The sequence below is a fragment of the Aequorivita todarodis genome (assembly GCF_028561335.1).
Classification (GTDB): domain Bacteria; phylum Bacteroidota; class Bacteroidia; order Flavobacteriales; family Flavobacteriaceae; genus Aequorivita; species Aequorivita todarodis.
The window spans coordinates 19,359-45,591 of record NZ_JAQQTG010000047.1; the positions used below are offsets into that span (position 1 = coordinate 19,359).

The following is a 26,233-nucleotide window of genomic DNA, read 5'->3' on the forward strand; positions in this document are numbered from 1 at the left end:
AGGGATTGAAAAAAACATTAGCGCATTCCTATGACATTTGTTATTTTTGCAATCCATAAACAAGCCTGCCCGGCAAGTGGGGAGGATACAAAACCGCAACTATGAATTTACACGAATATCAGGGAAAAGAAATCTTAAACAGTTTTGGCGTTGAAATACAGCGCGGTATCGTGGCAACCACGCCAAAAGAGGCCGTGGAAGCCGCAAAAAAACTTACCGAACAAACCGGAACGGGCTGGCACGTTATCAAAGCCCAAGTGCACGCCGGTGGCCGCGGAAAAGGTGGCGGTGTAAAACTTGCAAAAAACATACAGGAAGTTGAGGATATTGCCGGAAAAATCATCGGGATGAACCTCGTTACCCCGCAAACTTCGGCTGAAGGAAAAAAAGTACACCAGGTCTTGGTTGCCGAAGATGTTTATTATCCCGGCGAGAGTGAGCCAAATGAATTTTATATGAGCGTGCTGTTAAATCGTTCCACAGGAAGAAATATGATTATGTATTCTACCGAGGGAGGGATGGATATTGAAACGGTTGCCGAGGAGACCCCACATTTAATTTTTACTGAAGAAATTGACCCAGCCGTAGGCCTTTTGGGCTTTCAGGCGCGAAGAGTGGCTTTCAACCTTGGTTTGGAAGGAAAGGCTTTTAAGGAGATGACGAAATTCGTTACCGCGCTTTACAAAGCTTACAATGAATCTGATTCTTCTCTTTTCGAAATTAATCCTGTTTTAAAAACCAGCGACGATAAAATTATCGCCGTTGATGCAAAAGTAAGTATTGACGACAATGCACTTTTTCGCCATAAGGATTATATGGCAATGCGCGACAAACGCGAAGAAAACCCAGTTGAGGTTGAAGCAAAAGAGAAGGGCTTGAATTACGTGGACCTCGACGGAAACGTTGGCTGTATGGTAAACGGTGCCGGACTTGCAATGGCAACGATGGATCTTATTAAACAAGCCGGCGGGGAGCCCGCAAACTTCCTTGACGTAGGTGGAACTGCCGATGCCGAACGTGTGGAGGCTGCTTTCAAATTAATCCTGAAAGACCCAAATGTAAAGGCGATCCTCATAAATATTTTTGGTGGAATTGTTCGTTGCGACCGTGTGGCCCAGGGTGTGATTGATGCCTATAAAAATATGGGAACCATCCACGTGCCAATCATTGTACGTTTGCAGGGAACAAATGCCGACATCGCAAAGAAACTGATTGACGACAGCGGCCTGGACGTACAAAGCGCTATTGAATTTCAGGAAGCCGCAGATAAAGTAAAAGCTGTGCTTTCTTAAAAATTAATAATTTACATAAAGGCCCTTCGCACCTAGCAAGGGTCTTTTTTTTGAATTTTAGTTATGGAGAAAAATCCCAAATCTCTTTTAAGTGATTTAATAAATATGGTCATGGCCGACGGGAAAATAAAAACTTCAGAAATAGAATTTATTAAGAAATTGGCCAAACGAATGGATATTTCAAATACGGAACTTCTTGCCCTTTTTGAAAATCCGCAGCCCTCGCGCCCCGTTTATAGTGAAGTTGAACGCATCACCCATTTCTATAAATTGATTTTGATGATGAAGATTGACAACGAAACGCATGAAACCGAAATAGTGGCATTAAAAAATTTCGGATTAAAAATGGGCATCCGCCCTATTGTCGCCGATCAAATTCTGAAAAAGCTGGAACAGTCTGAAGAAAAAATGGTGCCCGCGGAGGAGCTGTTGAAAATTTTCAAAATATATTACAACTAACCTCGCGTCATTTTCTCAATAGAAGCGATATCTTTTTTTGAAGTGAATGAACTTTTTGCCTGCTCCAAAAGGGTTTTCATTTCTTCCTGTATCGCAATGATATACGCTGTTTCCGCGGCTGGTTGTTTTTGAAGATAATCCAGCATCCAAAATAACTTCTGGACCATGATCGGATCGTGCTTACAATAGGTCCGTAGCGATGCCATCACATTATACAAAAGCTCATTAAAGGTCACAACCGCCAGCCGTAGCGTTGGCTTTTCTTCGTGGACAATAATCCCATTGTCATTTTTTTGCATTCTCAAAGCAAAAATAGCGGTTAAATAGTCAATGGCGTTAATGGCCGTTCCGGGATCGTTTATACCTGGCGACATCGCTTTCACGGCTATCTCGGTAATTTGCTTAAAAGCCAGGATATAATTGTCCTCCACCAATTCCCCACGCGCAAAACTGATATTTGAAATTATGGACTCAACTACCTTTTCATCCAACTCCTTTTCCGATTTTAAAAAAACCGAATTCCCAAGTACAAATAGCCCCTTGGGCACGGTTATATACAGCTTGGTTTCTTCATCTTCACAAATTTTTAGAATATTCTTTATGGAAATGTTTTGAAAATAACCACTTCGCCCTGCTTGGTATTCGTGCCAACCGGCCGTATCGGGAAACGTCTTGGCTTGTCCTTTTTCAGAGGCAATTAGCTTTTGAAGTCTCTTTTCAGCTTCTTCAAAAATGGTGTCCAAAATATTGCTGATCTGAATGCTTTGTGAAATATTATGAATAAAATAAATAAAGGCCACCAAGCAAACAATGGTAAGGGCAATTCCCAAAAGCACTGAAAAACCCGGCAGTGTATATTTTTTTTCACTCGGCTCAATGGAAAAAAGGGTGAAAATACTGTAAAGAATCGTCGCTAAATAAATCCCCAATATCAATTGATGCCGTTTATCGCTTATCAATCCCGGAAGCAATCGCGGCGAATAATTATTGGAAGCCTGGCTGAGCAGCAACATAACCATGGAGAAGCTAAAGACCATCAACGAAATGAGCCCACCAAGACAAGCACTGAGCACTGTTAGCGCAGTATCGCCATCCTCCACCATTAACAGCGGGAATACGTCCATTATTTTTCTGGAAATACCGTGCTGCTCCAAATAAATCATCAAAAGCGCGACCAAAAAACCTGAAAATGCCAACAAGGTTGGATAAAAAGCAATCTTGCTCTCAACCGTGTTGAAGAAATCGGAAATACGAATAAAGATTTTTTTCATAACAATCGGTTAGTGTATTTTAAAATTAAGGAAAGGCCGCCTTAATATTCTTAATATTGAATTAAATGTTCCATCCCCCAACAAATCAACCGACAAAACGTCATTAAAAATATACACATATCAGCCAAAATGTCCTGATTTATCACTTGGAATTGTTATTGACTATCTATTGAAAAATTTAGTCAAAAACTTAAACAATATTTAGAGATGAAGACAGTTAATAAAAACAGTATTTGGTTGCCGGGCCTTTTGGATAATTTTCTTTTTGACAACAAGCTGGATGCGTTTAAAAACAATTATGAAACATTTAGCATTCCTACAGTAAATATTATTGAAAATTTACCGAATTTTGTAGTCGAATTGGCTGCACCTGGATTACAGAAAGAAGATTTCACCATTGAGGTTGAGGAAGATACAATGAAAATCGCTTCCAAAAAGATAGAAACGAACAAAGAAGAAACCAATGATTTTTCCTTTATAAGAAGGGAGTTTAATTACAAGAGTTTTGAACGTTCTTTCAAACTTCCTGAGAACATTAAAGTTGAAGATATTCAGGCCAGTTACGAAAATGGAGTCCTTCGGGTTACCATTCCAAAAATGGAAGAAAAGCAAGCATTGAAGAAAATGGTTGAGATTTCATAATTGAAATTTAATTTGGTTAGTTAGTTGAAAATGACCGCGTGCTACTCAATCGGTACGCGGTTTTTTCTTGGGGTCACTTCGGCCCCCTTCTCCTTCGCCCTCCCGTACTTTTTTGCTCCCTCTTTAAATTCCGCTCCGCTTGCCTTTTCTTTTCAGGTTTTAGTGTCTCTACCGCTTTTTCCCGGCCATCTTTTTGGTAAACCTTTGGCAATCCGTCGCTATCCTTTACCGAATCTTTCAGGGTTTTCAGTTCTTCCGCAGTAAGGTCGCGCCACTGCCCTTCGGGCAAATCGCCCAATTCCAGATTCATTATCCGAATTCGTTGCAAGGCCACAACTTCATACCCCAAATATTCACACATTCTGCGTATCTGCCTATTTAAGCCCTGTACCAATACAATCCGGAATTCAAACCTGCTTATCCGTTCCACTTTACAGCGTTTGGTTACCGTGTCCAAAATAGGGATTCCGGAGCCCATCCGTTTTAGAAATTCATCGGTAACGGGCCTATCCACTTTTACAATATATTCCTTTTCGTGTTTGTTGCCGGCGCGCAGAATCTTGTTTACAATATCGCCTTCATTGGTCAACAATAGTAGGCCCGAACTGGGCTTATCCAATCTTCCCACGGGGAAAATACGTTCGGGATGGTTTATAAAATCCACCACATTATCATCAAAACGGGTATCGGTTGTACAGGTAATCCCCACGGGTTTGTTCAGCATTATATAGACTTCGGCAGTATTTTCCTTGATGAGTTTTCCGTCCACACGAACCTCATCATTGGGCATTACCCGATCTCCCAGCCCACTCTTTTCGCCATTTACGGTTACGCGGCCTTTTTCAATTAAGGTATCGGCCTCGCGGCGCGAACAGTAGCCGCTATCGCTGATTGCTTTGTTTAGTCGGACGGAATCTGGATGGTGCATATTTTTAGTGTTCAGTGTTCAGTGTTCAGTAAATCAGTACGCAGTGGTTAAATTCAGGGCTCCGTATTGAATTTTGAACCTTAAATCTTGAATTTTTTATACTTCCCCCAATTGTTTTTGATATGTTTTAATTTTATCCCGCAACTTGGCGGCCATCATAAAATCGAGATCTTTGGCGGCTGTTTCCATGGCTTTGCGGGTGTCGCGGATTTTCTTTTCTATCTGTGCCTTGGTCAAATATTCCACTTCCGATTCGGCGGCGAGGGTTTCGGCATTTTCAAAAGTATAAGCCTCCTGTTTCGATTTCGTCAATGAGTTTTCAAATGATTTTTTTATCTGCGTTGGCGTAATGCCGTGCTCTTGGTTATAGGCAATCTGCTTTTCCCTTTTGTAATTCGTGCTATCAATCGTTTTTTGCATACTGTTGGTTATTTTATCGGCATACATAATTGCTTTTCCGTTCAGGTTTCGCGCGGCGCGGCCCACGGTTTGGGTCAGGGAGCGCTCGCTTCTTAAAAATCCTTCCTTGTCCGCATCCAAGATTGCAACCAAAGAAACTTCAGGTAAATCCAAGCCTTCCCGCAAAAGGTTTACGCCAACCAGAACATCAAAAAGACCAAGGCGTAAATCCTGCATAATCTCCACACGTTCCAAGGTGTCCACATCACTGTGAATGTAACGGGTCCTGATTTGTACCCGAATTAAATATTTGGTCAATTCCTCCGCCATTCTTTTGGTCAACGTGGTTACCAAAACGCGTTCGTCTTTCTCTACCCGCAATTGGATTTCCTCCAACAAATCGTCAATCTGGTTTAGGCTCGGGCGCACTTCAATGGGCGGATCCAGCAAACCTGTGGGACGGATAATCTGTTCCACATACACGCCGCCGCTTTTTTCCAATTCGTAATCGGCCGGCGTGGCGCTTACGTAGATTACTTGGTTTTGCAGGGCTTCAAATTCCTCAAACTTTAGCGGACGGTTATCCATCGCGGCGGGCAATCTGAAGCCATATTCCACCAAGTTTTCCTTTCGGGAACGGTCGCCGCCATACATCGCGCCTACCTGAGGAATGGTTACGTGGCTCTCATCCACCACCATCAAATAATCCTTTGGAAAGTAATCCAGCAAACAGAACGGGCGTGTACCGGGCAGGCGCTGGTCCAAGTAGCGCGAATAGTTTTCTATCCCACTGCAATAGCCGAGTTCGCGTATCATTTCAAGGTCGAAATTGGTACGCTCGTCAAGACGTTTTGCTTCCAGATGTTTTCCTATTTCCTTAAAATATTCCACTTGTTTTACCAAATCGTCCTGAATCTGGTGGATGGCGCCCTGTATCACATCAGGCGAAGTCACGAACATATTTGCCGGATAAATATTGAGTCGGTCGTATTTTGCTTTTATGTTGTTATTCAATGGGTCAAAGACTTCTATTTCTTCAATTTCATCGCCGAAAAAGTGGATTCTGAAAGCATCATCGGCATACCCCGGGTACACATCCACCGTATCGCCCTTTATGCGGAAACGCCCGTGGTTGAATTCCGCTTCGGTACGGGAATAGAGGCTTTGTACCAAACGGTGCAACAACTTGGTGCGGGAAATGATCTGCCCTTTTTCCAAACTGATTACGTTTTTCTGAAATTCCGCAGGGTTCCCGATACCGTACAGGCAGGAAACCGAGGAAACCACCAGCACATCCCTCCTGCCCGAGAGCAATGACGAAGTGGTGCTAAGGCGCATTTTTTCAATCTCTTCGTTGATAGATAGATCCTTTTCAATGTATGTTCCGCTACTCGGGATAAACGCTTCGGGCTGGTAATAATCGTAGTAGGAAACAAAGTACTCCACCGCATTTTCGGGGAAGAGGTTTTTAAACTCTGTGTACAACTGTGCCGCAAGGGTTTTGTTGTGCGCCAAAACCAGGGTTGGTTTTTGCACCTGCTGCACCACATTGCCCACGGTAAAGGTTTTTCCGGAGCCGGTAACGCCCAGTAGGGTTTGGTATTTTTCGCCGGCATCCAAGCCTTCCACCAAGGCTTTTATGGCTTGGGGCTGGTCGCCGGCAGGTTGAAAATCTGTGGCTATTTTAAAGTTCATGGATTCTTTTTCATTGCTTTACAAAAGTAATGAAAATAGCTGTGAGACTTGAGGTGTAACTACTGTTTGTGGGCACACGTTGCAAACGTGCGCTAACTAGGGCGTATTCTTGTCAAATGTCAGCGTATCGAAGAAAATGGTTAATGAAGTTAGTTTTCCGTCTTTAGCAGTCCAAACTTCCGCTACATCTCCGTTTATTTTTTTGCCATTGGGAAATTGATAATCGTAATTTCCAATCACACAGGCATTGTCTCCATCCACAATCATTGTTTTTACTCGCATTTCTTGAAAAATACGTGAAAATCGATTTATGACTGCAATGTATCCATCTTTTCCTATTATCGGAACTCGGTTTGTCATATCTCCGCCAATATATTTGAAGTCGTCCGCAATTACACTTTCCCAACCTTCCTTTATTGCAAAACCTTTGTAGTAGGTTTCCAAAAGTTCTTTTGTTGTTTTTGGATTTTCCATTTTTTAGAAGTTTTAAGTTTATTACATTTGTTATTGCATTTTGCAACAACCACAAATATACAAATGTTATTGCAAATCGCAAGTGCTTAAAATTTTAGATATGAAAAAGAATAGGTCGGATTGTCCAATCAGTTGTTCGTTAGACGTTTTCGGTGATAAATGGTCATTGTTAATAATCAGGGATATTATGCTCCGCGGGAAGTTATCCTATAGCGAATTTTTGAAATCAGAGGAAAAAATTGCCACAAATATTCTTGTCAATCGATTAAATATTCTTGAGGCAGAAAATATTTTGTCCAAAAAAGTTTCTCCCGAAAATAAGTCGAAGTTTATTTACAGTTTGACAGAAAAGGGAATTGACTTACTTCCGATTGTTATTGAGATAATGGATTGGGGGGCAAAGTACAATGAAAACAGTCCGAGAAGGGAACTCGGCAAACAAATCCAAAAGAACAAATCAAAAGTCGTTTCCGAATATCTTGAAAAGCTGAAGGTTGAATTTGGTTAGCCGTTCGTTTTTTCGTATTGCGACCAACCTGGGGATAAAAACAACTGTTACTTTTATTCCACTTAGATGGTTAAATTGATTATCTCCAAATATACTCAAAAACCAAACTACTTCCCCACCACCGCCATTAAGGTTTCCTTCTTAGGCTTCAATGTTTTATTTTCCTTCTCCAGAGAAAAAACCGCTCCTACAAAGGCGCAGAACATTTAATTTAGAAATAAATCCCTATTTGAATGATGACATTTTTCCGATTTTCCGATATATGATTGTAAAGTGGAAATGAGTAAACAGCATTCCCAACTTTTTACGAATCAATTCTAACCAATTAAATCTAAACACAATGAATGAGCAAAAAATTTCCTTGTTAATTCGTCACATCGCGGGCTCCAAAAAAGGAGAGGTTGAAAAATTTTCAGTTGAAAACACTCCCGAAATTCGGATAGGTCGCGGATTGGAGAACCATGTAAGCTTCGACCCCGTTAAGGAAGATACCATCAGCCGCGATCATTGCCGTATTATTCAAGATAGCACCAATCGTGAGCATTTCTACATCTCTGATAGCCATAGTAAAAATGGAACATTTGTAAATGACGTGTCTATTGCCGGTAAAACCGAACTTTTTGCTGGCGACATCGTTAAGCTTGGGAAGGAAGGCCCTTCCTTTGAATTTGATCTTGATCCGCGCCCGCAGTCACATATTAAAAAGACCCGTATCATCGATCCAATCGTAGCAAAAGAAACGAAGATGCATACTGCTACTGATTTGCCCAAGGCCACTTCAGAAAAAACACCGCCCGCAAAAGAAGGTATCGGCAAGAATACCATGCAGCACATGATTCGCGAATCTGAAAAGAAAAGTAAGACCGGTTTGGTGATTACAATAATCGCAGTTTTGTTGCTGGCTGCAACGGGAGGTTATTTGTTTTATAAAAACAAGAATGTAAAGGAAATCGTTCACGTAAGAGATCCTAAAACCACCTTTACTCCTACCGAGATAGCAAAGGCGAACAAAGAGAAAGTGGTATATATAGAGATGGCCTGGAAACTCACAAGTACGGCATCTAGCGAGGAAATGTATCAGGTTTATTATCCTGTATGGCAGAATAAGAAAATTATCGGGTACCAGGGTGGCTATACTCAAAATGACCAGGGCGCGATCGTACCATATTTAGTAACAAAGGGGGACTATCTCAAGGCATTTAGTAATTATCAAGGTATAGAACTTGACCTCATTGCGAGCGGTGGCAGTGGCAGCGGCTTTGTGGTGGACGAGCGGGGTTTTATTGCCACAAATAGGCACGTAGCTTCCAATTGGCTTACAAGTTTTCACTTTCAGGATTATGCCTTCCCCGGTGTGATTGCGGAGCCTAATAAGGAAGGACAAATGGCACCAGTGTGGGATAAGCAGGTATCAAAGGAAATGGTTGGCGAATGGGTTCCCGGCAACGATAGAAGATACACAGGTGTGAATACCTATCTTGACGTGACCTTTGCCAATAACTCACAAAGAACACCGGCCAAGATTGTCCGTATCTCATCCACCCATGACGTGGCTATGATTAAAATTGATCTGCCTGAGTCATTACCAAAAGTGGAACTTTTTGACAGTTATGATGAAATCCAGCCAGGCGATCCGGCGATTGTTATGGGCTATCCTGGTATTGCCCCGGTACAACTTGTACTGAAGCGTTCCCAGGATGTATTTAACAGCAATCCAAATATTACTTCCGTTCCCGTACCTACTGTAAGCACAGGAAACGTTGGGCGCATGGTGCGTGGTTCGGAAAAAAATAGCAAGATTGACGATTACAAATCTACCTTTGGAGATTATTATCAACTTACCATCAATTCTACCGGTGGCGGCAATAGCGGTGGGCCCATGTTTGATGAGAAAGGGCGCGTAGTGGGCGTGTACAGCGCCGGCAAATGGGAGCCGGGTACCTCCATAAGTTTTGCCGTTCCCATTAAGTATGTAATGGAGCTCATGGGGCGCCAGGAAGTAATTAAATAATAATTTTTTTCAACTAACTAATTTTTTTAGAGGAGTACTGTCACTTTTTCCACCAGTTCTGATTCCAGTACTGGTGGAAGACAGTAAACCAGCCTGTAACATCAATAACTATGAAGTTTTTGTTTTCAAAGAAGAAAAAGAAGAAGCCTGATTCAACTGCGAGCGGCATCGGCAATAACGGAAAATCCTGTGCAGTCTATGCGGTTTCGGAAACGGGTCCGGTACGCGACCACAACGAAGACTCCATCGCATTTTCTTTTCCCGAAAACGACAAAAAAAGCCTTATTGCCGTGGTTGCCGATGGTATGGGCGGACACAAGGCGGGTGAAGTGGCCAGCAAGATGGCCTGCGATTTATTGCTTGATTACTGCGTGACAAACTGGAAACAACAAGCTCCGGAAACACTGCTTCAGAATGCGTTTTTAGAAGCACACCAAAATATTATAGCCGCCGGCAATTCAAATTCCGAGCAAAAGGGAATGGGCACCACGGCCACCTCGGTGATTATTCAGCAAGATATTTTTTATATAGGGCACATTGGCGATAGTCGTGTTTATATGCTTCGGAATGGCACGTTGAGGCAATTGAGCACAGACCATACCCTCGTAAATCAAATGTTTGAAGGCGGCGAGATTACAGAAAAAGAACGGGATAACCATCCAATGAAAAATGTGTTATTGCAGGCCTTGGGCACTACGCCTACAATCCAACCTCAAATTACGTCTGAGGGATGGGAGATTCGTGAAGGCGACCGTTTGTTGCTCTGCTCCGATGGGGTGTACGATGCGCTGAGCATGGAAGACATCAAAGACTTACTTTTAATGGAGCAACCTGAATTTGTATTGGAGTGTCTCAGTTCGATGGCAATCTCCCGCAAGGTATCCGACAATTTCTCCGCTTTGCTTATCGCCATTTCATCGGAAGTTCCCTCAGTTCCTGCGGTTACTAAAGAACATACTATAGCAAAATGAGCAGACAAGGAAGTCAATATGAAATTATCCAAAAGCTCGGAGAAGGCGGCATGGGAACGGTGTATCTGGCAAAAGATACCATGATTGACAGATTGGTTGCCATAAAGCAACTTCACCGAAATACGGGTTCAGAAGAAGAAAGTCTGGGAGAACGTTTTCAGGCAGAAGCACTCGCCCTGGCAAAACTGAACCATCTCAATGTAACCCATCTTTATTCCTTCATTCCTCAGGAAGATACCTATTGGATGGTCATGGAATACGTGGAAGGAAAGACCCTCGAAGAATGGCTTTTTATCCATAAAAAAATTACCCACCAGCTTGCGGCGAGTATTGCAGTGCAAATGCTCGACGGGTTGTACCACGCACACCGCAAGGGCATCATTCACCGCGATATCAAGCCTGCCAATGTGATGATTAATGAAGAAGGTGAGGTAAAGATCATGGACTTCGGCATCGCAAGAATGCGCAATGCACAGCGCATTACCAGTCACGGGAAATCCGTAGGGACCTTAGAGTATATGGCACCAGAACAAATTCAAGGCCATGAAGGCGACGAGCGAACAGACGTCTATGCCGTGGGCAATATGCTGTACGAAATGCTCTGCGGCTCCCCTCCCTTTCACAGCGATACCGATTATAGTTTGATGAAGGACAAACTGGAGAAACGGCCGGAATCTATCCTTCGGGAAAACCCCACCGTTCCTAATTCACTTGAGAAAATTATTTTTAAGGCATTGGACCGCAATCCGAAAAAAAGATACCAGTCTGCCAAGGAAATGAAATCGGCCATTGAGAAATGTCTGGATGGCGCACTGCTCGATCACGCTACACTCACTAAAGTGCTTCGGGCTTCACAGGTTTTTACAGAGCCCGAAAAAGGAAACGAAATCATCTCTGTCAGCAAGATTTTGTCCCGGGCGAAAGCGATCTCGGGAAGGTTTAAAGTTCCCGCTGTGGGAAATCTCAAGATCCCTGCATTTAGTAAGTTCAATAGGTCTTTACTCATTCTTGGAGCCTCGGTACTTGTGTGCGCAATCCTTTTGGTTTGGAATGGAGGAACAGATACCGCCGACACGGAAGAAATATCCGAAACCCCTGTTATTACCTGGGAAGCGCCTACGGATGAGCCAGAAGAGGTTGTTTCGAATCAAACAACGGGCAATTTTGAGGAAACGCCCAGCGAGATGTACCGTCGTATTGCTGGGCAAAAGCAACACGAGGAAAAAGCAAAACCCAAAGAGAAACGGAACAACAGTGAAAAAACGATTGAGAATGACCGATCGGTCAGTAAGCCATCGAACACATCCAAACCAACCGAAAGCAATGAACGCAATGAACACAATGAACGCAATGAACGCAATGAACGCAATGAACGCAATGAAAATATAGATAAAAAACGCATCGTTCCACAAACCCCTGTGGACGTTCCTGCGGGAAAAACAATTCTTGTAACCTTAAGGGAAGATATCACTTCGGAAGAAAAAGAGCGGGACGGAAAGTTTGTTCGGCTCACTTGCAATGAAGATGTGGTTGCGGAAAACAGGATTATTATTCGTAAAGGCGCGGCGGTAACGGGAAAGATTGTGGACTGCGTACCGTCAAACGACCGAAAGAAAGCTTTAATTGGCTTTGTAATCCTGTGGGTGGAAGCAGTGGACGGAAGCACCGTGAAATTAAAGTCGGAACGGTTTCGCTTATATGCCGATGAGCCCGGAACTGCCGTAAAATATCGTTCCGGCCAGACTTTTGAAGCAAAATTGCGGCGAGGCAGCGTCCAATAGGCTTGTTACTTCAAATTTCAAATGAATTGGGACAACTTTGCTATTCCTCAATCTTAATTTGATAACTATCCAAAAGCCCAACAACTTCGGGTAAGGAAAATTTCGCACCTTTCAGACGGTTTTGCGCTGGGTTTATGGAATAATTTGTGGCGTTTCTGAAATCTGCCATTTCAAGATTTGTATTTAGGAAGGTCGCGTTTTGCAGGTTGCAGGATAGTAGTTTGGAGTGCTTTAAATCTGCTTCGGAAAAATCTACACTTTGCAGTTGGCAATTTATAAAGGAGCTTCTGCTGAGTTTCATTTTGTAGAAAATGGAATGGTCCAACTGGCAGGTGTCAAAAGTTGTGGCAAAACCAAAGCCGTTACAGGCGTCAAACTGCAGACCGAGCATTTTGCAGTTTTTAAATTGCACATCTTGAAAGGAAGTGTTTTTCAGGTTGGCATTGCTGAAATTGCAATCCAAAAACTCACATTCCGAAAAACGGATTTCAGCAAGACTTGAGTTCGAAAAATTACAGCCAATGAAGGTGCAATATTCATACTCCCCTATTTCCAATGGTTTTTCGGAATAGTCAACTTTTTTGAAGGTTTGTTCGTCTGTGTATTTCACTTCCATAAAATTAATTGGCGGCCTTGTCCGGTTCATAGTAAAACAACACCGCGCCTCCTTTAAAGGTTTTGGTCTTTATGAGTTTAAGCATTTTCCTGTCCTTTAAATTATCGAACAATGGCAATCCCGCCCCGGCAATTACAGGGTGCACGCACAACTGCAGTTCATCCAGCAAATTGAGTTTCAGTAGCTGAATAATCAAACTTCGGCAGCCCACTAAACTCTTGCCCGCTTGCTTTTTATGGGTTAAAACTTCTACAACAAGCGGGCGGTCTGCCAAACGGGCACTCTCCCAGCCCGTAGTTTTAAGGGTATGTGAAAAAACAATCTTTGGAATCCCGTCAATAGCCAGGGCGAAGTCGTCCATTGCCTTTTCCCCGGAGGGATTTTTTAGCAGCGTTTTCCAATATTCCATAAGTTGATAGGTAATCCTACCGTAGAGTATGGCGTCTGCCCCAAGTAAAAGTTGTTCGTAATGTTGGTGTATTTCCGCATCCGGGGTTATTGCGGTGTGGTCGCAATAACCATCCAGGGTCATATTGATTGCGCCTATTAGCTTTCCCATGGCTATGTTCAAATTATTTGATCTTCCTCGATTGTAAGTTAAAAACAGTGCCCGCCGGATCTTGGATCCAATGCATATTTTTAGGCAATTTTTCAAGCTCATCACAAGTTTGCACGCCTTGGGCCTCCAAATAGCTGGTAGCTTCTTCTACGTCGGGAACCGTAAGCTGCAACCAAGTTTCTGAATGCGTATAATTGTCCACACAGTCCAACCACAGCATATTGTTGCCAAATTTCACGGCATGCGTTTTGGAGATGGTTGGGTTGTCTATGGGTTTTTCTTCCACTTCCAACTTCAAGATATCCCTGTAAAAAGCAACCGTCTTATCGTATTTGCTTTTGGGAATTTTTATAGCAATGTTGATTCCTGCTTCAAATTTTGGGCTCATAATGATAGGTTTTGTTTACTAAGTTGAAGTTAATTTTATTATTGCAACAATTTTTATAGAATACCCCGCATCGCAAAACCCTTTTCGGTGCCAAATAAAAGATTTGGGTGGGAGCGTGCACAGCTGTTTCTGATTTCTTGATTGGTTGGCCTGCTATTTTAACAGCAATATAGCTAAAATTATTCTTCAATCTTAACCTAATGCGCGACACCTTCTGCAGCTGATTTTAGTTTCCCAATTTTCAAAACCCTGCAAACTATTGCTTTAGAACAATTAGTTTTTCATACATTTATCACTTTCGAAAAAAATAATTCGCCTATTACTCTAAAACTACTACCGATTATTATGAAATTCTCTCTTTCCCGAATCACCCTTCTCTTGGCTGCAGTCCTTGTGTTACAGGCCTGTAAGGACGATGAAGGCCCTGGGTACATTCCCCTAAACATTGTTGCCAATGCCGATAGCGGCGAGGTATTCCAAAATGCCACTTTGGAAATTCCCGTGCTGGCCAATGACTCCAACATTCCGCAAAATGGTGAAATTACCCTTACGGCCCCACAAAGCGGAACAGCGGTTATAAACAACAACGGCACCCCCGCAAATATTCTGGACGATACCGTGCAGTACAGCCCGGACGTTACTTTTGTGGGCGAAGTTACTTTTGATTATACGGTTTGCGACCCTACGGGACAAAGTTGCGCCACGGGCACGGTTACCATTACCGTTTTGCCTTTTTCTCCCGTAAATTTTGACATTAATGCCGTGCCGTATGAAAAGCTTTCCGATTATAATTTCTACGAAGGAAATCTTGCAGATCTATCGCCGGTTTACGGTGTTTTGCCGTATGAGCCCATAAACACGCTGTTTACGGATTACGCACACAAAAAGCGGTTTGTGTGGATGCCCTATAATGTTTCGGCAACCTATGTGAGTGATGGGGACAATTTAGATTTTCCCACGGGAAGTGTCCTGATCAAAACCTTCTTTTATGAAAATGTTCTGCCCAACAATACTACCAAAAACATCGAGACCCGCTTGCTGATAAAAAAAGCAGATGGTTGGATTTTTGCAAATTACATCTGGGACGAAGCCCAACAGGAAGCCATTCTAAACACAACGGGCTATGGTTTTAATGTTCCCGTTGAATGGATTGAAAATGGGCAAACAAAATCCGTTAATTACAGAATTCCTTCAGAAACGGAATGTTTTCTTTGCCATAAATCGTTTGATGTTATCATTCCCATTGCACCAAAACCACAAAATTTAAATGCCGTCTATGAGTATGCAGATGGGATGGCAAACCAACTCCAAAAATGGGAAGAAATGGGCTATATTGCGGCCAATGGTATTCCTTCCAACATTGAAACGGTTCCAAATTGGAAAGATATATCACAGAGCCTGGAAGTAAGGGTTCGCTCCTATTTTGATATAAATTGCGCCCACTGCCACGTATATGGCGGCCATTGCGGCGCACGCTCGTTGCGATTGGCTTATAGGGAAAGCAGCAATCCCGATAACCTAGGTATTTGTGTGGATCCCGATCTACAGATTCCTAACTATGATGGCGCAAAGCTCATTACTCCCGGCGATGCTGAAAACTCAATCCTCTTTTTTAGACAAGCCACAACCTTAGAAGAATACAGGATGCCCATGAACGGCCGGACCTTAACGGACGACAATTTTCTTCCCGTTTTGGAAGCATGGATCAATTCCCTAACAATACCTTGTGATTAACCAATTAAAACTATTGATTATGAAAAAAATATTTACGCTATTTTTAATATTGACATTTTTCGGAATGGGAAACGCCCAGGTGTCATTTACCGCATCCCCTATTTCCACAACTGGGGCAGAGCGCGCCGCGGTGGATATGAACGGGGATTTTTTGGACGATTTGGTTTCCGTAAACGAAACCAATATTCAAATTTACTATCAACAACCAAACGGTAGTTTTGTAATGAGAAACATCCCCACTTCCTTTGCAGACAATTTACCTTCTTGGAGCCTTGCCGCTGCAGATTATGACAAGAACGGTTTTACCGATTTACTTTATGCAGGGGGTAATGGGGTTACTTTTATGAGAGCCAACAACAACGACGGCTACGACGAAATTACCTTTCCGCAATATGTGTTTTCGCAGCGTTCCAACTTTGTGGATATCAACAACGATGGCCATTTAGATGCCTTTGTATGCCACGATGTGGCTCCAAGCGTTTATTATATCAATAACGGCGATGGAACCTTTACCTTTCATCAAGGCGATATTGGCGATTATCCCACCGGAGGGAATTACGGTTCCGTTTGGATAGATTACGACAATGATGGCGATATGGACTGTTTTATAGCAAAGTGCAATGTGAACGGAGACGTTAACGAAAGAAGTGAAAACCAACTCTATCAAAATGACGGCGCAGGCAATTTTGTGGAAGTAGGTGAAGCTGCAGGGTTAAAGGACAATATGCAAACTTGGTCTTCTGCTTGGGCAGATTTTGATAACGATGGTTATTTGGACGTATTTGTAGGAAGTAGCGATGGTAGTTTCACACATAAATTAAATAGAAATAACGGCGACGGAACCTTTACCGATATTTCCGCTTCAACGGGAATTAACGCATTAACTATTACCGGTATTGAAAATTGCACCTACGATTTCAATAACGATGGCTATACGGATATTTTATCCAATGGCAATATCCTTTTAAATAATGGAGACCTAACTTTTTCTTTGATTCCCTTCGCCCTGCCAAATAACAACGGCTCCTTGGGCGATTTGAACAATGACGGATTTATAGATTCCTTCACGGGTGGAAATATTTATTACAATGACGCAAACGCAAACCATTGGCTCACCATCAATACCATAGGCGTGGAGAGCAACATAAACGGTATTGGGGCGCGGGTTACCATAACCTCAGCGTTGGGAACACAGATTCGCGAAGTGCGCAGTGGCGAAGGTTTTAAATACATGAGCACACTCAACACACATTTCGGTCTTGGCCAGGATACCGAGATTGCCACCCTTACCATTGCTTGGCCCTCTGGCATCGTTGACACTCTGGAAAACGTTGCGGTAGATCAAGTTATTTCGGTAGTGGAAGGTTCTACGGTCATCGGGATAGATGAAAACATAACTAACAACCTTATCCTTTATCCCAATCCAACACAAAACGTTTTGTACCTCGGGGACATAACCGATTTTACAAACCCAGCCTATTCCATTTTTGATACGCAGGGAAAAAAGGTACTGGACGCTAAAGTAGAATTAAACACTATTGACGTTTCAAATTTGGCAACAGGAAATTACATCCTGAAAATTCACGACGGCAGCACCTTAAAAGCGCAGCGCTTTATTAAAAAGTAGGTTTCTAAAAGAAGGAAAAAAAGAGGGTGTCCAAAACAGTAATTTTAGACACCCTCTTCCTTAAAGCACAATTTACAAGCTGTATTCCAGACCTATATTCAATACGGAGGAATAAATGCCGTAATCCCTTTTTACCAATCCAAAATAGTAACGGGCGTTGAGGCCTAAGTTTTCAGTGAGCTTATAGCCCGCACCAAATGCAAGTCCTGCATCAAATGTGTCAGGATCTTTGGTGTTTGGGACGTTAAAATTAGGATCGTCCGTCGGTGATGTGATTATTTTTTCCTTGTTGCTCAAGATAAAGCCAAACTGCGGTCCGGCTTCCACATAAAAGGTTTCGGTGATGCAATATCGCGCCATTATGGGCAGTAATATCGTGGCTTCGTTAATATTCTTTTTTAAGTCACCGACTTTCGGTTCGTTGTTGGCTCCATCACGAATTTCAATATCCTTCAACACGAAACGTGCGCCCTGCATTGCAAAAAGAAGTTCGGGCTGCACCTTAAATTTTTCAGTAATGCCGATATTGGCAAAACCGCCAACAAAGAATCCCAATTTTCCTTTATATACATCTATAAAGGCATCTGGGGTTCTGTAGGATGCGTAATTAACCCCGCCCTTAAAGCCAAGGCTAAGGTTGCTTTGCTGTGCCTGTGCACCCAAGGCCCATAGCATAAAGATGAGGAATAGGTATAAGTGTTTTTTCATGTCTAATTTTTTCGTTTTAGGGCTGCAAAATAGTTTTTTCGGGCCCATGAAAAAAATATATTTGGAATATGTAGCTTGCAGAAAAAACCGGCCTTGGTTTTCAGTGCTTTAGGAGAAATATGGCAGTTACTTATTTTTTGCCTCAATCCATTTACCCAAATATTTAGTGCTCTGCAACGTGTGATGCTGAAGAATTTGCCCCACGAAGTTTTCCCGCCGGTGTTTTTCAAGATTCGCCAAGAGCAATTGTATTTGATTTTTGAAAACTTCGGAAAACATTTTTTTTTGAAAACGATTTTCGATTATTGTGAAACCTCGCTGCTGAGCCTGAACCCAATGGGCTTTTACGGAATATAGTTGTACCGCCGCGCCGCAGAAATCTTCTTCCGAAGAAATAATGCTTCCGCCAGAAGGAAGCTCGCCGCACATTCCTTCCACCCCAATTTCCGTAGTTACTGTCGGCAGGCCAAAACGCATGGCATCCAAAAGTTTTCCCTTTAAACCGGCACCAAACCGCAGTGGAGCCAATTGCACACGAAAGGTTTTCATCGCAATCTCTAAATCATCTGCCCACCCCTTAATGAGAAAACCTTCTTTTATATTATTTAGCTGAACCACTTGATGCGGGGCATAGGCTCCGTAAATATGCAATTCGGCATTGGGAAGCTGTTGTCTTATTTCCGGCCAAAGTTTTTTCAGTTGCAGCACCGAATCTACATTGGGCGCATGCAGCAAGTTGCCGATGGCGAGAAAATTTTGTCGCTCCTCAAAAGCGGGAGTGCTTTCTGAAACTGCTGCTACCAAAAACGGCAAATAATAAAGTATTTCTGAAGCAATCTTAAACCTGTTTTGTAACAGTTCCATTTCATATTCTGAAATGATAAGCGACAGATCACATCTCAGGATGCTGGCCAGTTCGCGTTTAGCGGTTTCTGAGAAAAGGTTCGCTTCGGAAACGGGCTTGCCGTTCTTAATTGCCTCTTCCCTCGCTTTCCGCAAAAAGTGAAGATCTTCGGTGTCGAGAATTTTTAATGCGTTGGGGCAGTTTTCGGAAACCCGCCACCCGAATTGTTCCTCGGTAATATAACGGTCAAAAACGACGATTTCGGGGTTCAATTTTTTTATAAATTCATCAAAGGAAACATCGTTCAACTTAATATTTTGTATTGAAATATGCTGCCTTTGAAGATCTGCGGTCTTTTCGGAAACCGCAGCTGTACTGGCAAAGGTGATTTGGTACTTTTCTTCATTGAATAATTCGATCAACTGCATCATCCTACTACCCGCAGCAGTGGTGCTGGGCTCGGGAAAGGTGTGGCCGATAATTAAAAGTTGTTTCAAGTTTTTGGTTTCGAATTACAGGTTTCGGAATAAAAAAATCTATCGGTTGGTCAAAATCCGTAAAGCTCACACATCATTCCGAGATTGAAGAAAGCCGTAAGTGCTCCGAGAAAAAGCATTGCACTTACAAAAAGCGTGGCCAATATTACGATTTTATTTTTTGAGTGGTAATTTATATAATTGAGCGCCACTTGAAATAACAGTGCAATTGCCTGGGCAGACAACATACGCTGGGCACAGACAATTACGGGTTCTTTGTAGTAAAGAAAATAAGTGGCCACCATCAATACGATATATAGTGCTGTTATTCCGAAAAGGACTGTTTTTGGAAATTTGAAGCGTTGAGAATTGGTCATAGCGCAAGGTTTTATCCAAAGATAATTATTAAACCTAAGTATCGCCAAAAAACAAAAGCCTTTCGGAGAAGTAAGTCTTCCGAAAGGCTCTTAACAAAGGATAGTGAAACCTATTGTTGCAACTTATATGGGCTATTATTCAAAAAATTCAGAACACGGGGTGTTGGTAAAGGTAAGATTGTAGGAGGAATAATTGGGGTTTGAAGTTTGGCCGCCAAGCAATCTGCCGTACACACCGCAGGATGCAAGATCCTTAAATTGGGTATCGTGTACGCTCAGTTTGGCATTGTACCAAAGATCAATTGCACCTTTGTTGGTACTTGGGTCCTCCCCTGCATTGCTTATGGTAGCAAATGCGATTTCATTCATCGGGTTGGTGCCGTCAATCTTAATGCCCACCCAAGAGCCGGGGGTATTGGACACCCCTTTAATGGTTATGGGATTCGCTGCATTTCCTACCATTTTCAATCCCCCTGTATCACGGATGTTTATCTCGGTGCCGGGCGACATTTCTATGGTTACTCCCGGTTCAATGGTCAACTCGCCTCTTGCATTTACGCCACTAATACCGGTATTGAGCACCCGGTAGGGTACATTTACTTTCTTCCAAACGCTTGAGTTCTCAAATTCAGCCGAATAATTGTAAAGCAAGACCCTGTCCAGATCGTTACCCGAATAATTATCGGTTGCCGAAGTTTGGGTGGCATAAACGGTATTTATAAGCAATGGATTTGCATTGCCATTGAAGACGTTGTTTTGCAGCGTGAGACGTGTATTTCTATATACCGCATTTAAGCCAGAGGTTTGACTGTTAATTACAGTACAGTTTTTTAACGTTAGAGCTCCATCGGCATATACAATAACATTACCGCGGTCGCCATTGCTATTAAAAGCTTGACCGCCACCATAACTAACGGTGACAAATTCCATAATATTTGATGAATTTTCACTTTCCACAAAAATCCCACGCCATGAACCACGGGTTGGCTGGGTTCCAGTAAATACGATAGGCTTATTGGCAGTACCCACTGCTTGGATTGAAGATACATTTTCTCTCAAAATAAGTCCGGAATCTGGCGTGAAGGCAATAACAACACCCGGCTCTACAATTAAATTGGCTCGAACCTGTGAAACACAGCTCACGATATAATCTATTGGAGCGTTTGGATTGTCTACCAAAGTTCTGTTCTCGAGAAAATAATCACAGTCCAACTGGATAGGATCTACGTTTACGGGCGGTTCAACAGGATCGTCGCTGGAGCAGGAAGCCGCTATCAAGGCAAGTGAACACAACACTAAAAGACTTAGCTTTTCGGAAGCATTTTTCAGTAGTTTTTTCATAATTAAGTGTTTTAATATTTAAAGGTTTTCAATATTCTTTGCACAAACCTACTCATCACCCGTACAGAAAAAAACAGCCACTTAGCATATGACGGTTGTGGGTTAGAATTTGGAAAAATGCTATTAGCAATACCAAATACTCAATAAAAACCACCAAATACTAAAATTTCAAAAAACCTTAGCAAATAGAATGGTATTTTAGCTAATTGATGAAAAAATCCTTTTTTATAGTCTTCATTGTCTTAGCAAACCTATGGCAACTTTCTGCACAGATAGCAGCCGATTCTATCGTGGGAGAATTGAAGCTACTTAATAATTCTGAAGTAAAAGCACAGCGTACTTCTCTTCAAGCAACATTTGAAGAAGTACAAAATACGCCCGACTGGAAACCTTATGATGCGAATTACGAAAATGAACCCGAAACCGCCATTTGGTTAAAATTTGAACTCGAGAACCGATCAAATGATACGCTGCCCATTTATTGCTTTACCGCACACGATTATGCCTACGTGTATCAACAAGTAGGTACGGATTTTAAAACTTTTAAGAATGGTAATTTAGTCCCCCTCTATAAACGCAGCAATAAGAGAGAATTTTACATCACTGAACTCGTGCTGCCACCTTCCCAAAAATCGCAAGTTTTCATAAGGGTCAACAGTACTAGAAAAATAAAAAATGGAAATGTCGCGCTTTTTACAAAAGCATATTATTTAGAATTTGCCAATAACTATATCGAATCCGAAAAGCATTCGGTAGCGTTTATGGTTTTTTATATACTTTCCCTATTCACCATTTTTCTATTTGGAGTGGTTTTTTGGTTGCGGACGCGCCATAACCTCTATGCCTATTATTTGGCCTACATATTCTTTCAATTGGTCTTTGCATTTGCTGCCTTGAGAGGAACAACCGTTAGCGTTGGCAATTTCTTTCTCCATTTATCTTATCGTTCCGGTACGTTACCAGAGGCTTCCCAGTTTCTATTTATTGGCTTTTACATCTTTTTTATCATCAATCTACTGGAAATTAAAAAGTATAACCAATCCCTCACTAAGGCCCTCAACTATTTTGGATGGTTCTGTTTGCTCTACGGATTAACTATTTTTATTTACTTAATATTCTGGAAAGATGCTGCCATTTCTAGTGACATAACCACCACCGTACGGTTTATAGTATTGCCATTGAATTTGGTAATGCTCATTTGGATCATTTATAAAGTAAAGCATCCTTTATTGAAGTACTTTGTAGTGGGCCACAGTTTCTTTTTTATTGGTGCGGTTCTGGCTTCTTATGTTATGATAACCAAAAGCAATCACCACCCAGAGAGCATTTTTAATTTTCCCTATGCTCCCACTATAATTTTTCAGGCAGGCTTACTTGCCGAAGTTTTCTGTTTTGCATTTGCTTTGGGAGAAAATATTTTCCTGCTTCAAAAAGAAAAGGAAACCACCAGCCAAAACCTAATTACACAATTACAAAAAAACCAACAGCTTCAAGAGAATATGCGCGTGGAACTGGACAGAAAGATAAACCAAAAGACCGAGGAGTTGATCCAACTCTATTCAAAAATTGAAAAACAAAAAGAAGAACAGCTTAAAAACTCTTTTACCCAAAAGTTGCAGGAAATGGAAATGCTTGCCCTTCGATCGCAGATGAATCCGCATTTTCTTTTCAATAGTCTCAATTCCATAAAACATTTAATTATGACCTCGCGCAATGAGGATGCCATTTCATATTTAGATGATTTTTCAACCTTACTACGCAGCATCCTCTACAACAGCAACCGTGAAATTATTTCGGTGGAAGAAGAACTTGAAATAATAAAACTTTATCTTTCTTTGGAAAAAAATAGAATGGGCGATACCTTCAACTATACGATCGATGTATCCTCAATCGAAGAACTCTCGCAGTTCAACATACCGCCCCTTTTACTCCAACCTTTTGTTGAGAACGCCATTTGGCACGGGTTAAGGCCGAGCCAGAGCGGCCAAAAGTTGCTGAAGATTACCTTTGACACCAGCGATATTTTAAAAATAATAATTGAAGATAACGGCATAGGCAGAAAAGCGAGCAGCTCTGAAAATAAGATGCATAAATCCATGGGAATGGAGATTACCAGAGAACGGTTGGCGTTGTTCAACCATTCAAATGAAACATCCATAAAGCTTGAAATAATAGATCTGGAAAGTGAAAATAAACCCTTGGGGACAAAAGTTGTATTAACCTATTTTTATTCATAAAATGACTAAAGTAATCATTATTGACGACGAGGCACATTGTACGGAGGTCCTTGCCAATCTCATCAAAAAGGTACATTCAGATTATGAAATATTGGGCATTTTCACCAACCCGATCGAGGGACTGCTATATATTCAGAACAACCCGCCAGACTTGCTTTTCCTAGATATTGAAATGCCCAACTTAAACGGTTTTGCGTTGCTGGACAAACTTTTGCCCATAGATTTTGACATTATATTCACAACGGCTTATGACCGATATGCCATTCGTGCTTTTAATTATAGCGCCATCAACTATCTCTTAAAACCCATTTCGGAGCGAAATATAGTGGCGGCACTCGCCAATTGGGAAAAGAGAAGAAAGAAAATCAGTACTGAACAGTGGCGATTGCTTCAAAGCAGCTTTGAAAAATCGAATAAGGAATGTACTAAAATTGCACTCCCCACGGGAATAGGCTTTAATATTGTAGAGATAAAAAACATAATGCGCTGCCAGTCTGATAATAACTACACCAACTTTTTCTTACAGGACGGTACAAAAATTTTGATTAGCCGCACCCTGAAAGAAATAGATGATATACTTTCAGAGCACAAGTTTATAAGAGTGCATCAATCACATCTTATAAACCCCAAGTTTGTAAAAGGAATTTTAAAACAGGATGGCGGTAGTTTAATTATGAGCGATAATATTGAAATACCCGTATCCAGACAGAAGCGAATACAGATAAATGAGATTCTGGAAACCATGCTTCGCTTTAAATAATTAGGAAAAACCTTTTTGCATACCAACCAAAGTCCTAGGCGGCAGAAGTATTAAGGACAACAATTAAGAATTTCGTTTTTGCCAGTTCTGGGGATCACGACTGGTGTGAAATATAGAAATCACTTTTATGGTTTCATTTTCAATTATAAAATGGATTCCATAGGGGTAGGAATTGCAATAATAAACTCGGACATCTTTAAATTTTAATTGAAAAGAAAAAGGTGTTTTTCTGATATATTCAAAACCGAGATTAATTTCTGTTTTTAATCTTTCGGAAAGTTTACTGCTTCGCTTTTTATACCACTCCAAAGCTTCTGCAACATCTAAAGTTGCCTCTTCAGATATTACAATAATATACATTATCGAGGTTCGTATAAACGATTTTCAAATTCTTCCAAGGAATAGAACTTCATTTGTCCTTCGGCATTCTTTTTTAAGCGGCGGTCAAGTTCAGCTATTTGTGAGTCGGGAAGTTCTGCATTCTGCTCGCGTTGTAGTAATTGTCTTATTTCCTTTAAGACTTCTTCGTTATCTGAATCCAATAATAATTGTATTAGCTCTATTTTTTCTGCTTCCAGGTTCATTTGCAATTTATTTATGAACTAAGATAATAAATTAATCAACCTCTTTAACAAAAATTCAGCTACCTACTGTCCGGTTTGGGGAAAGAGTGGTGAATCCATTTTAAACCCTCCAAATAAAAATCAATTCCGCATCTCTTCAAATTCGCTCAATACTATCTACATGGAGTGGCAATTAAACCACCTCCGCGTAAAGATCAAAATCTTCGGCGGCCGTAATTTTCACAGTACAGAATTCGCCGGTTCGCAGATAGCCTTCTTCGGCATTGATCAATACTTCGTTGTCCACGTCGGGACTGTCAAATTCGGTTCTTCCCACAAAATAGCCGCCTTCCTTACGGTCTATCACTACTTTGAATTCCTTTCCTATTTTCTGTTGGTTCAATTCCCAAGAAATTTGCGACTGTATTTCCATAATCTGGTTGGCGCGATCCATTTTAACCTCTTCCGGCACGTCATCCTCAAGATTGTAGGCGTGCGTATTTTCTTCGTGGGAATAGGTAAAACAACCCAAACGCTCAAAGCGCATCTCTTTTACCCATTGATTTAGGGTTTGGAAATCTTCGTCAGTCTCCCCCGGATAGCCGACGATTAACGTGGTTCTGATTGCCATTTCTGGAACTGCCGCTCTAAATTCTTCCAACAATTTGGTAGTCTTCGCTTTGGTAGTTCCTCGGCGCATCGATTTCAAAATAGAATCTGAAATGTGCTGCAGCGGAATATCCAGATAATTACAAATCTTGGGCTCGGTGCGCATCACTTCCAATACATCCATCGGGAAACCCGTTGGGAAGGCGTAGTGCAAACGGATCCATTCAATCCCTTCAACCCCTGCGAGCTTGCGAAGCAGCCTCGCCAATGCACGCTCCTTATATAAATCCAATCCGTAATACGTTAAATCCTGTGCAATCAAAATCAATTCTTTCACCCCTTTTGCGGCAAGTTTTTCGGCTTCCGTTACCAAATCCTCCATTGGGGTGCTTCGGTGCTTTCCGCGCATAATGGGGATTGCGCAAAATGAACAAGGCCGATCGCAGCCTTCGGCTATTTTGAAATAGGCATAATTTTTTGGGGTAGTTGTAATTCGTTCGCCAATCAACTCGTGTTTGTAATCGGCGCCAAGCGCTTTTAAAAGTCCGGGAAGTTCGGTAGTGCCAAAATATTCATCCACATTCGGGATTTCCTTTTGCAGATCTGGCTTGTACCTTTCCGAAAGACAGCCCGTAACAAAAACCTTGTCCACCAAACCCTCTTCTTTTTTCTGCACAAATTCGAGAATGGTATTTATACTTTCCTCTTTTGCATTGTTTATAAACCCGCAGGTGTTTATTACCACAATATTCCCTTCCTCTTCGTGCACTACCTCTTTATTGCTGGCGCGCAACTGGCCCATCAGCACTTCGCTGTCATAGACATTCTTGGAGCAGCCTAAGGTTACTACGTTAATTTTGTTTTTCTTTAGGGTTTTGGTGCGCATTGTTGAATTTTGAATTTACGAATTACGATTTACGAATTTTGAATTTTGAATTTTGAGTTTTGAATTTTGAATTTTGA

Annotated in this window: 25 protein-coding genes; 11 read left to right on the top strand and 14 right to left on the bottom strand. The window is 41.7% G+C overall.

What is annotated here, in order from left to right; translation table 11 throughout:
- The first annotated feature begins 101 nt into the window (after positions 1-101).
- Positions 102-1,292 carry an ADP-forming succinate--CoA ligase subunit beta gene (sucC, locus tag POV26_RS12765; protein ID WP_272856860.1) on the top strand — a complete coding sequence of 397 codons (1,191 nt, stop codon included), beginning with the start codon at positions 102-104 and terminating at the stop codon, positions 1,290-1,292.
- A 63-nt stretch (positions 1,293-1,355) separates the two neighbouring features.
- On the top strand, positions 1,356-1,751 hold the full coding sequence (locus POV26_RS12770) for a TerB family tellurite resistance protein (protein ID WP_272856861.1): 396 nt from the start codon (positions 1,356-1,358) through the stop codon (positions 1,749-1,751).
- Here POV26_RS12770 and POV26_RS12775 read toward each other — a convergent pair.
- Positions 1,748-3,022 (bottom strand): DUF2254 domain-containing protein, encoded by a 1,275-nt coding sequence (locus POV26_RS12775; RefSeq protein WP_272856862.1) that lies wholly within the window; start codon positions 3,020-3,022, stop codon positions 1,748-1,750. The two genes, POV26_RS12770 and POV26_RS12775, sit on opposite strands and share 4 nt — an antisense overlap.
- Positions 3,023-3,229: 207 nt before the next feature.
- Here POV26_RS12775 and POV26_RS12780 point away from each other — a divergent pair, with 207 nt between their 5' ends.
- Positions 3,230-3,664 (top strand): Hsp20/alpha crystallin family protein, encoded by a 435-nt coding sequence (locus POV26_RS12780; protein WP_272856863.1) that lies wholly within the window; start codon positions 3,230-3,232, stop codon positions 3,662-3,664.
- 73 nt (positions 3,665-3,737) lie between these two features.
- On the opposite strand, the gene rluF is transcribed toward POV26_RS12780, so the two are convergent.
- The 3 genes from rluF to POV26_RS12795 all read right to left on the bottom strand — a co-directional run bounded on the left by rluF (position 3,738) and on the right by POV26_RS12795 (position 7,160).
- Complete coding sequence (gene rluF, locus POV26_RS12785; protein WP_272856864.1) at positions 3,738-4,592, bottom strand: 23S rRNA pseudouridine(2604) synthase RluF; 855 nt, start codon at positions 4,590-4,592, stop codon at positions 3,738-3,740.
- Positions 4,593-4,688: 96 nt separating this feature from the next.
- Positions 4,689-6,686, bottom strand: coding sequence for an excinuclease ABC subunit UvrB (uvrB, locus tag POV26_RS12790; RefSeq protein WP_272856865.1), 1,998 nt, complete (start codon positions 6,684-6,686; stop codon positions 4,689-4,691).
- 96 nt (positions 6,687-6,782) lie between these two features.
- Complete coding sequence (locus tag POV26_RS12795) at positions 6,783-7,160, bottom strand: nuclear transport factor 2 family protein (RefSeq protein WP_272856866.1); 378 nt, start codon at positions 7,158-7,160, stop codon at positions 6,783-6,785.
- Between the two features lie 100 nt (positions 7,161-7,260).
- Between POV26_RS12795 and POV26_RS12800 the strand changes: the two genes are divergently transcribed.
- The 4 genes from POV26_RS12800 to POV26_RS12815 all read left to right on the top strand — a co-directional run bounded on the left by POV26_RS12800 (position 7,261) and on the right by POV26_RS12815 (position 12,431).
- Positions 7,261-7,668 carry a winged helix-turn-helix transcriptional regulator gene (locus POV26_RS12800; protein WP_272856867.1) on the top strand — a complete coding sequence of 136 codons (408 nt, stop codon included), beginning with the start codon at positions 7,261-7,263 and terminating at the stop codon, positions 7,666-7,668.
- A gap of 361 nt (positions 7,669-8,029) precedes the next feature.
- A complete protein-coding gene (locus POV26_RS12805) occupies positions 8,030-9,679 on the top strand; it encodes a trypsin-like peptidase domain-containing protein (RefSeq protein WP_272856868.1) in 1,650 nt (549 codons plus the stop codon).
- A gap of 110 nt (positions 9,680-9,789) precedes the next feature.
- Positions 9,790-10,650, top strand: a complete 861-nt coding sequence (locus POV26_RS12810) for a PP2C family protein-serine/threonine phosphatase (protein WP_272856869.1) — start codon at positions 9,790-9,792, stop codon at positions 10,648-10,650.
- Complete coding sequence (locus tag POV26_RS12815) at positions 10,647-12,431, top strand: serine/threonine protein kinase (protein ID WP_272856870.1); 1,785 nt, start codon at positions 10,647-10,649, stop codon at positions 12,429-12,431. Before POV26_RS12810 ends, POV26_RS12815 begins: the two co-directional genes overlap by 4 nt.
- A 40-nt stretch (positions 12,432-12,471) precedes the next feature.
- On the opposite strand, the gene POV26_RS12820 is transcribed toward POV26_RS12815, so the two are convergent.
- Genes POV26_RS12820 through POV26_RS12830 form a run of 3 tightly spaced genes read right to left on the bottom strand, consistent with a single transcriptional unit; the run spans position 12,472 to position 13,994 of the window.
- Complete coding sequence (locus tag POV26_RS12820; protein WP_272856871.1) at positions 12,472-13,047, bottom strand: pentapeptide repeat-containing protein; 576 nt, start codon at positions 13,045-13,047, stop codon at positions 12,472-12,474.
- Between the two features lie 4 nt (positions 13,048-13,051).
- On the bottom strand, positions 13,052-13,606 hold the full coding sequence (locus POV26_RS12825) for a dihydrofolate reductase family protein (protein WP_272856872.1): 555 nt from the start codon (positions 13,604-13,606) through the stop codon (positions 13,052-13,054).
- 13 nt (positions 13,607-13,619) lie between these two features.
- A complete protein-coding gene (locus POV26_RS12830) occupies positions 13,620-13,994 on the bottom strand; it encodes a VOC family protein (RefSeq protein WP_272856873.1) in 375 nt (124 codons plus the stop codon).
- 345 nt (positions 13,995-14,339) lie between these two features.
- Here POV26_RS12830 and POV26_RS12835 point away from each other — a divergent pair, with 345 nt between their 5' ends.
- Both POV26_RS12835 and POV26_RS12840 read left to right on the top strand, forming a co-directional pair.
- Positions 14,340-15,728 carry an Ig-like domain-containing protein gene (locus tag POV26_RS12835; protein WP_272856874.1) on the top strand — a complete coding sequence of 463 codons (1,389 nt, stop codon included), beginning with the start codon at positions 14,340-14,342 and terminating at the stop codon, positions 15,726-15,728.
- Between the two features lie 19 nt (positions 15,729-15,747).
- Complete coding sequence (locus POV26_RS12840) at positions 15,748-17,355, top strand: FG-GAP-like repeat-containing protein (protein WP_272856875.1); 1,608 nt, start codon at positions 15,748-15,750, stop codon at positions 17,353-17,355.
- Positions 17,356-17,427: 72 nt separating this feature from the next.
- On the opposite strand, the gene POV26_RS12845 is transcribed toward POV26_RS12840, so the two are convergent.
- The 4 genes from POV26_RS12845 to POV26_RS12860 form a co-directional block, all read right to left on the bottom strand.
- Positions 17,428-18,063: a porin family protein gene (locus tag POV26_RS12845; RefSeq protein WP_272856876.1), complete on the bottom strand. Its 636-nt coding sequence runs from the start codon at positions 18,061-18,063 to the stop codon at positions 17,428-17,430.
- 126 nt (positions 18,064-18,189) lie between these two features.
- Positions 18,190-19,404: a glycosyltransferase gene (locus tag POV26_RS12850; RefSeq protein ID WP_272856877.1), complete on the bottom strand. Its 1,215-nt coding sequence runs from the start codon at positions 19,402-19,404 to the stop codon at positions 18,190-18,192.
- A 50-nt stretch (positions 19,405-19,454) separates the two neighbouring features.
- Positions 19,455-19,760 carry a hypothetical protein gene (locus POV26_RS12855; protein WP_062623166.1) on the bottom strand — a complete coding sequence of 102 codons (306 nt, stop codon included), beginning with the start codon at positions 19,758-19,760 and terminating at the stop codon, positions 19,455-19,457.
- Positions 19,761-19,895: 135 nt separating this feature from the next.
- Complete coding sequence (locus tag POV26_RS12860) at positions 19,896-21,101, bottom strand: hypothetical protein (RefSeq protein ID WP_272856878.1); 1,206 nt, start codon at positions 21,099-21,101, stop codon at positions 19,896-19,898.
- Positions 21,102-21,310: 209 nt separating this feature from the next.
- Here POV26_RS12860 and POV26_RS12865 point away from each other — a divergent pair, with 209 nt between their 5' ends.
- Both POV26_RS12865 and POV26_RS12870 read left to right on the top strand, forming a co-directional pair.
- Positions 21,311-23,338 carry a histidine kinase gene (locus POV26_RS12865; RefSeq protein WP_272856879.1) on the top strand — a complete coding sequence of 676 codons (2,028 nt, stop codon included), beginning with the start codon at positions 21,311-21,313 and terminating at the stop codon, positions 23,336-23,338.
- A 1-nt stretch (position 23,339) separates the two neighbouring features.
- Entirely contained in the window at positions 23,340-24,098 is a 759-nt protein-coding gene (locus tag POV26_RS12870; RefSeq protein ID WP_272856880.1) for a LytR/AlgR family response regulator transcription factor, read from the top strand.
- A 63-nt stretch (positions 24,099-24,161) separates the two neighbouring features.
- Here the strand turns inward: POV26_RS12870 and POV26_RS12875 are convergent, their stop codons facing one another.
- From POV26_RS12875 to rimO, 3 genes are all read right to left on the bottom strand, one after another.
- A complete protein-coding gene (locus POV26_RS12875) occupies positions 24,162-24,458 on the bottom strand; it encodes a type II toxin-antitoxin system RelE/ParE family toxin (protein WP_272856881.1) in 297 nt (98 codons plus the stop codon).
- Positions 24,458-24,682: an addiction module protein gene (locus POV26_RS12880; protein ID WP_272856882.1), complete on the bottom strand. Its 225-nt coding sequence runs from the start codon at positions 24,680-24,682 to the stop codon at positions 24,458-24,460. The genes POV26_RS12875 and POV26_RS12880 overlap by 1 nt, the downstream gene beginning before the upstream one ends.
- Positions 24,683-24,854: 172 nt before the next feature.
- Positions 24,855-26,156, bottom strand: a complete 1,302-nt coding sequence (gene rimO / locus POV26_RS12885; RefSeq protein ID WP_272856883.1) for a 30S ribosomal protein S12 methylthiotransferase RimO — start codon at positions 26,154-26,156, stop codon at positions 24,855-24,857.
- Positions 26,157-26,233: the final 77 nt, after the last annotated feature.

Coding starts and splice junctions, on each gene's coding strand:
- POV26_RS12875 (WP_272856881.1), bottom strand. CDS start 24,458: ATGTATATTATTGTAATATCTGAAGAGGCAACTTTAGATGTTGCAGAA.
- rimO (WP_272856883.1), bottom strand. CDS start 26,156: ATGCGCACCAAAACCCTAAAGAAAAACAAAATTAACGTAGTAACCTTA.
- POV26_RS12770 (WP_272856861.1), top strand. CDS start 1,356: ATGGAGAAAAATCCCAAATCTCTTTTAAGTGATTTAATAAATATGGTC.
- POV26_RS12810 (WP_272856869.1), top strand. CDS start 9,790: ATGAAGTTTTTGTTTTCAAAGAAGAAAAAGAAGAAGCCTGATTCAACT.
- POV26_RS12825 (WP_272856872.1), bottom strand. CDS start 13,606: ATGGGAAAGCTAATAGGCGCAATCAATATGACCCTGGATGGTTATTGC.
- POV26_RS12820 (WP_272856871.1), bottom strand. CDS start 13,047: ATGGAAGTGAAATACACAGACGAACAAACCTTCAAAAAAGTTGACTAT.
- POV26_RS12880 (WP_272856882.1), bottom strand. CDS start 24,682: ATGAACCTGGAAGCAGAAAAAATAGAGCTAATACAATTATTATTGGAT.
- POV26_RS12775 (WP_272856862.1), bottom strand. CDS start 3,022: ATGAAAAAAATCTTTATTCGTATTTCCGATTTCTTCAACACGGTTGAG.
- POV26_RS12845 (WP_272856876.1), bottom strand. CDS start 18,063: ATGAAAAAACACTTATACCTATTCCTCATCTTTATGCTATGGGCCTTG.
- POV26_RS12860 (WP_272856878.1), bottom strand. CDS start 21,101: ATGAAAAAACTACTGAAAAATGCTTCCGAAAAGCTAAGTCTTTTAGTG.
- POV26_RS12870 (WP_272856880.1), top strand. CDS start 23,340: ATGACTAAAGTAATCATTATTGACGACGAGGCACATTGTACGGAGGTC.
- POV26_RS12840 (WP_272856875.1), top strand. CDS start 15,748: ATGAAAAAAATATTTACGCTATTTTTAATATTGACATTTTTCGGAATG.
- POV26_RS12855 (WP_062623166.1), bottom strand. CDS start 19,760: ATGACCAATTCTCAACGCTTCAAATTTCCAAAAACAGTCCTTTTCGGA.
- POV26_RS12795 (WP_272856866.1), bottom strand. CDS start 7,160: ATGGAAAATCCAAAAACAACAAAAGAACTTTTGGAAACCTACTACAAA.
- rluF (WP_272856864.1), bottom strand. CDS start 4,592: ATGCACCATCCAGATTCCGTCCGACTAAACAAAGCAATCAGCGATAGC.
- POV26_RS12815 (WP_272856870.1), top strand. CDS start 10,647: ATGAGCAGACAAGGAAGTCAATATGAAATTATCCAAAAGCTCGGAGAA.
- POV26_RS12830 (WP_272856873.1), bottom strand. CDS start 13,994: ATGAGCCCAAAATTTGAAGCAGGAATCAACATTGCTATAAAAATTCCC.
- uvrB (WP_272856865.1), bottom strand. CDS start 6,686: ATGAACTTTAAAATAGCCACAGATTTTCAACCTGCCGGCGACCAGCCC.
- POV26_RS12865 (WP_272856879.1), top strand. CDS start 21,311: ATGAAAAAATCCTTTTTTATAGTCTTCATTGTCTTAGCAAACCTATGG.
- POV26_RS12780 (WP_272856863.1), top strand. CDS start 3,230: ATGAAGACAGTTAATAAAAACAGTATTTGGTTGCCGGGCCTTTTGGAT.
- sucC (WP_272856860.1), top strand. CDS start 102: ATGAATTTACACGAATATCAGGGAAAAGAAATCTTAAACAGTTTTGGC.
- POV26_RS12835 (WP_272856874.1), top strand. CDS start 14,340: ATGAAATTCTCTCTTTCCCGAATCACCCTTCTCTTGGCTGCAGTCCTT.
- POV26_RS12800 (WP_272856867.1), top strand. CDS start 7,261: ATGAAAAAGAATAGGTCGGATTGTCCAATCAGTTGTTCGTTAGACGTT.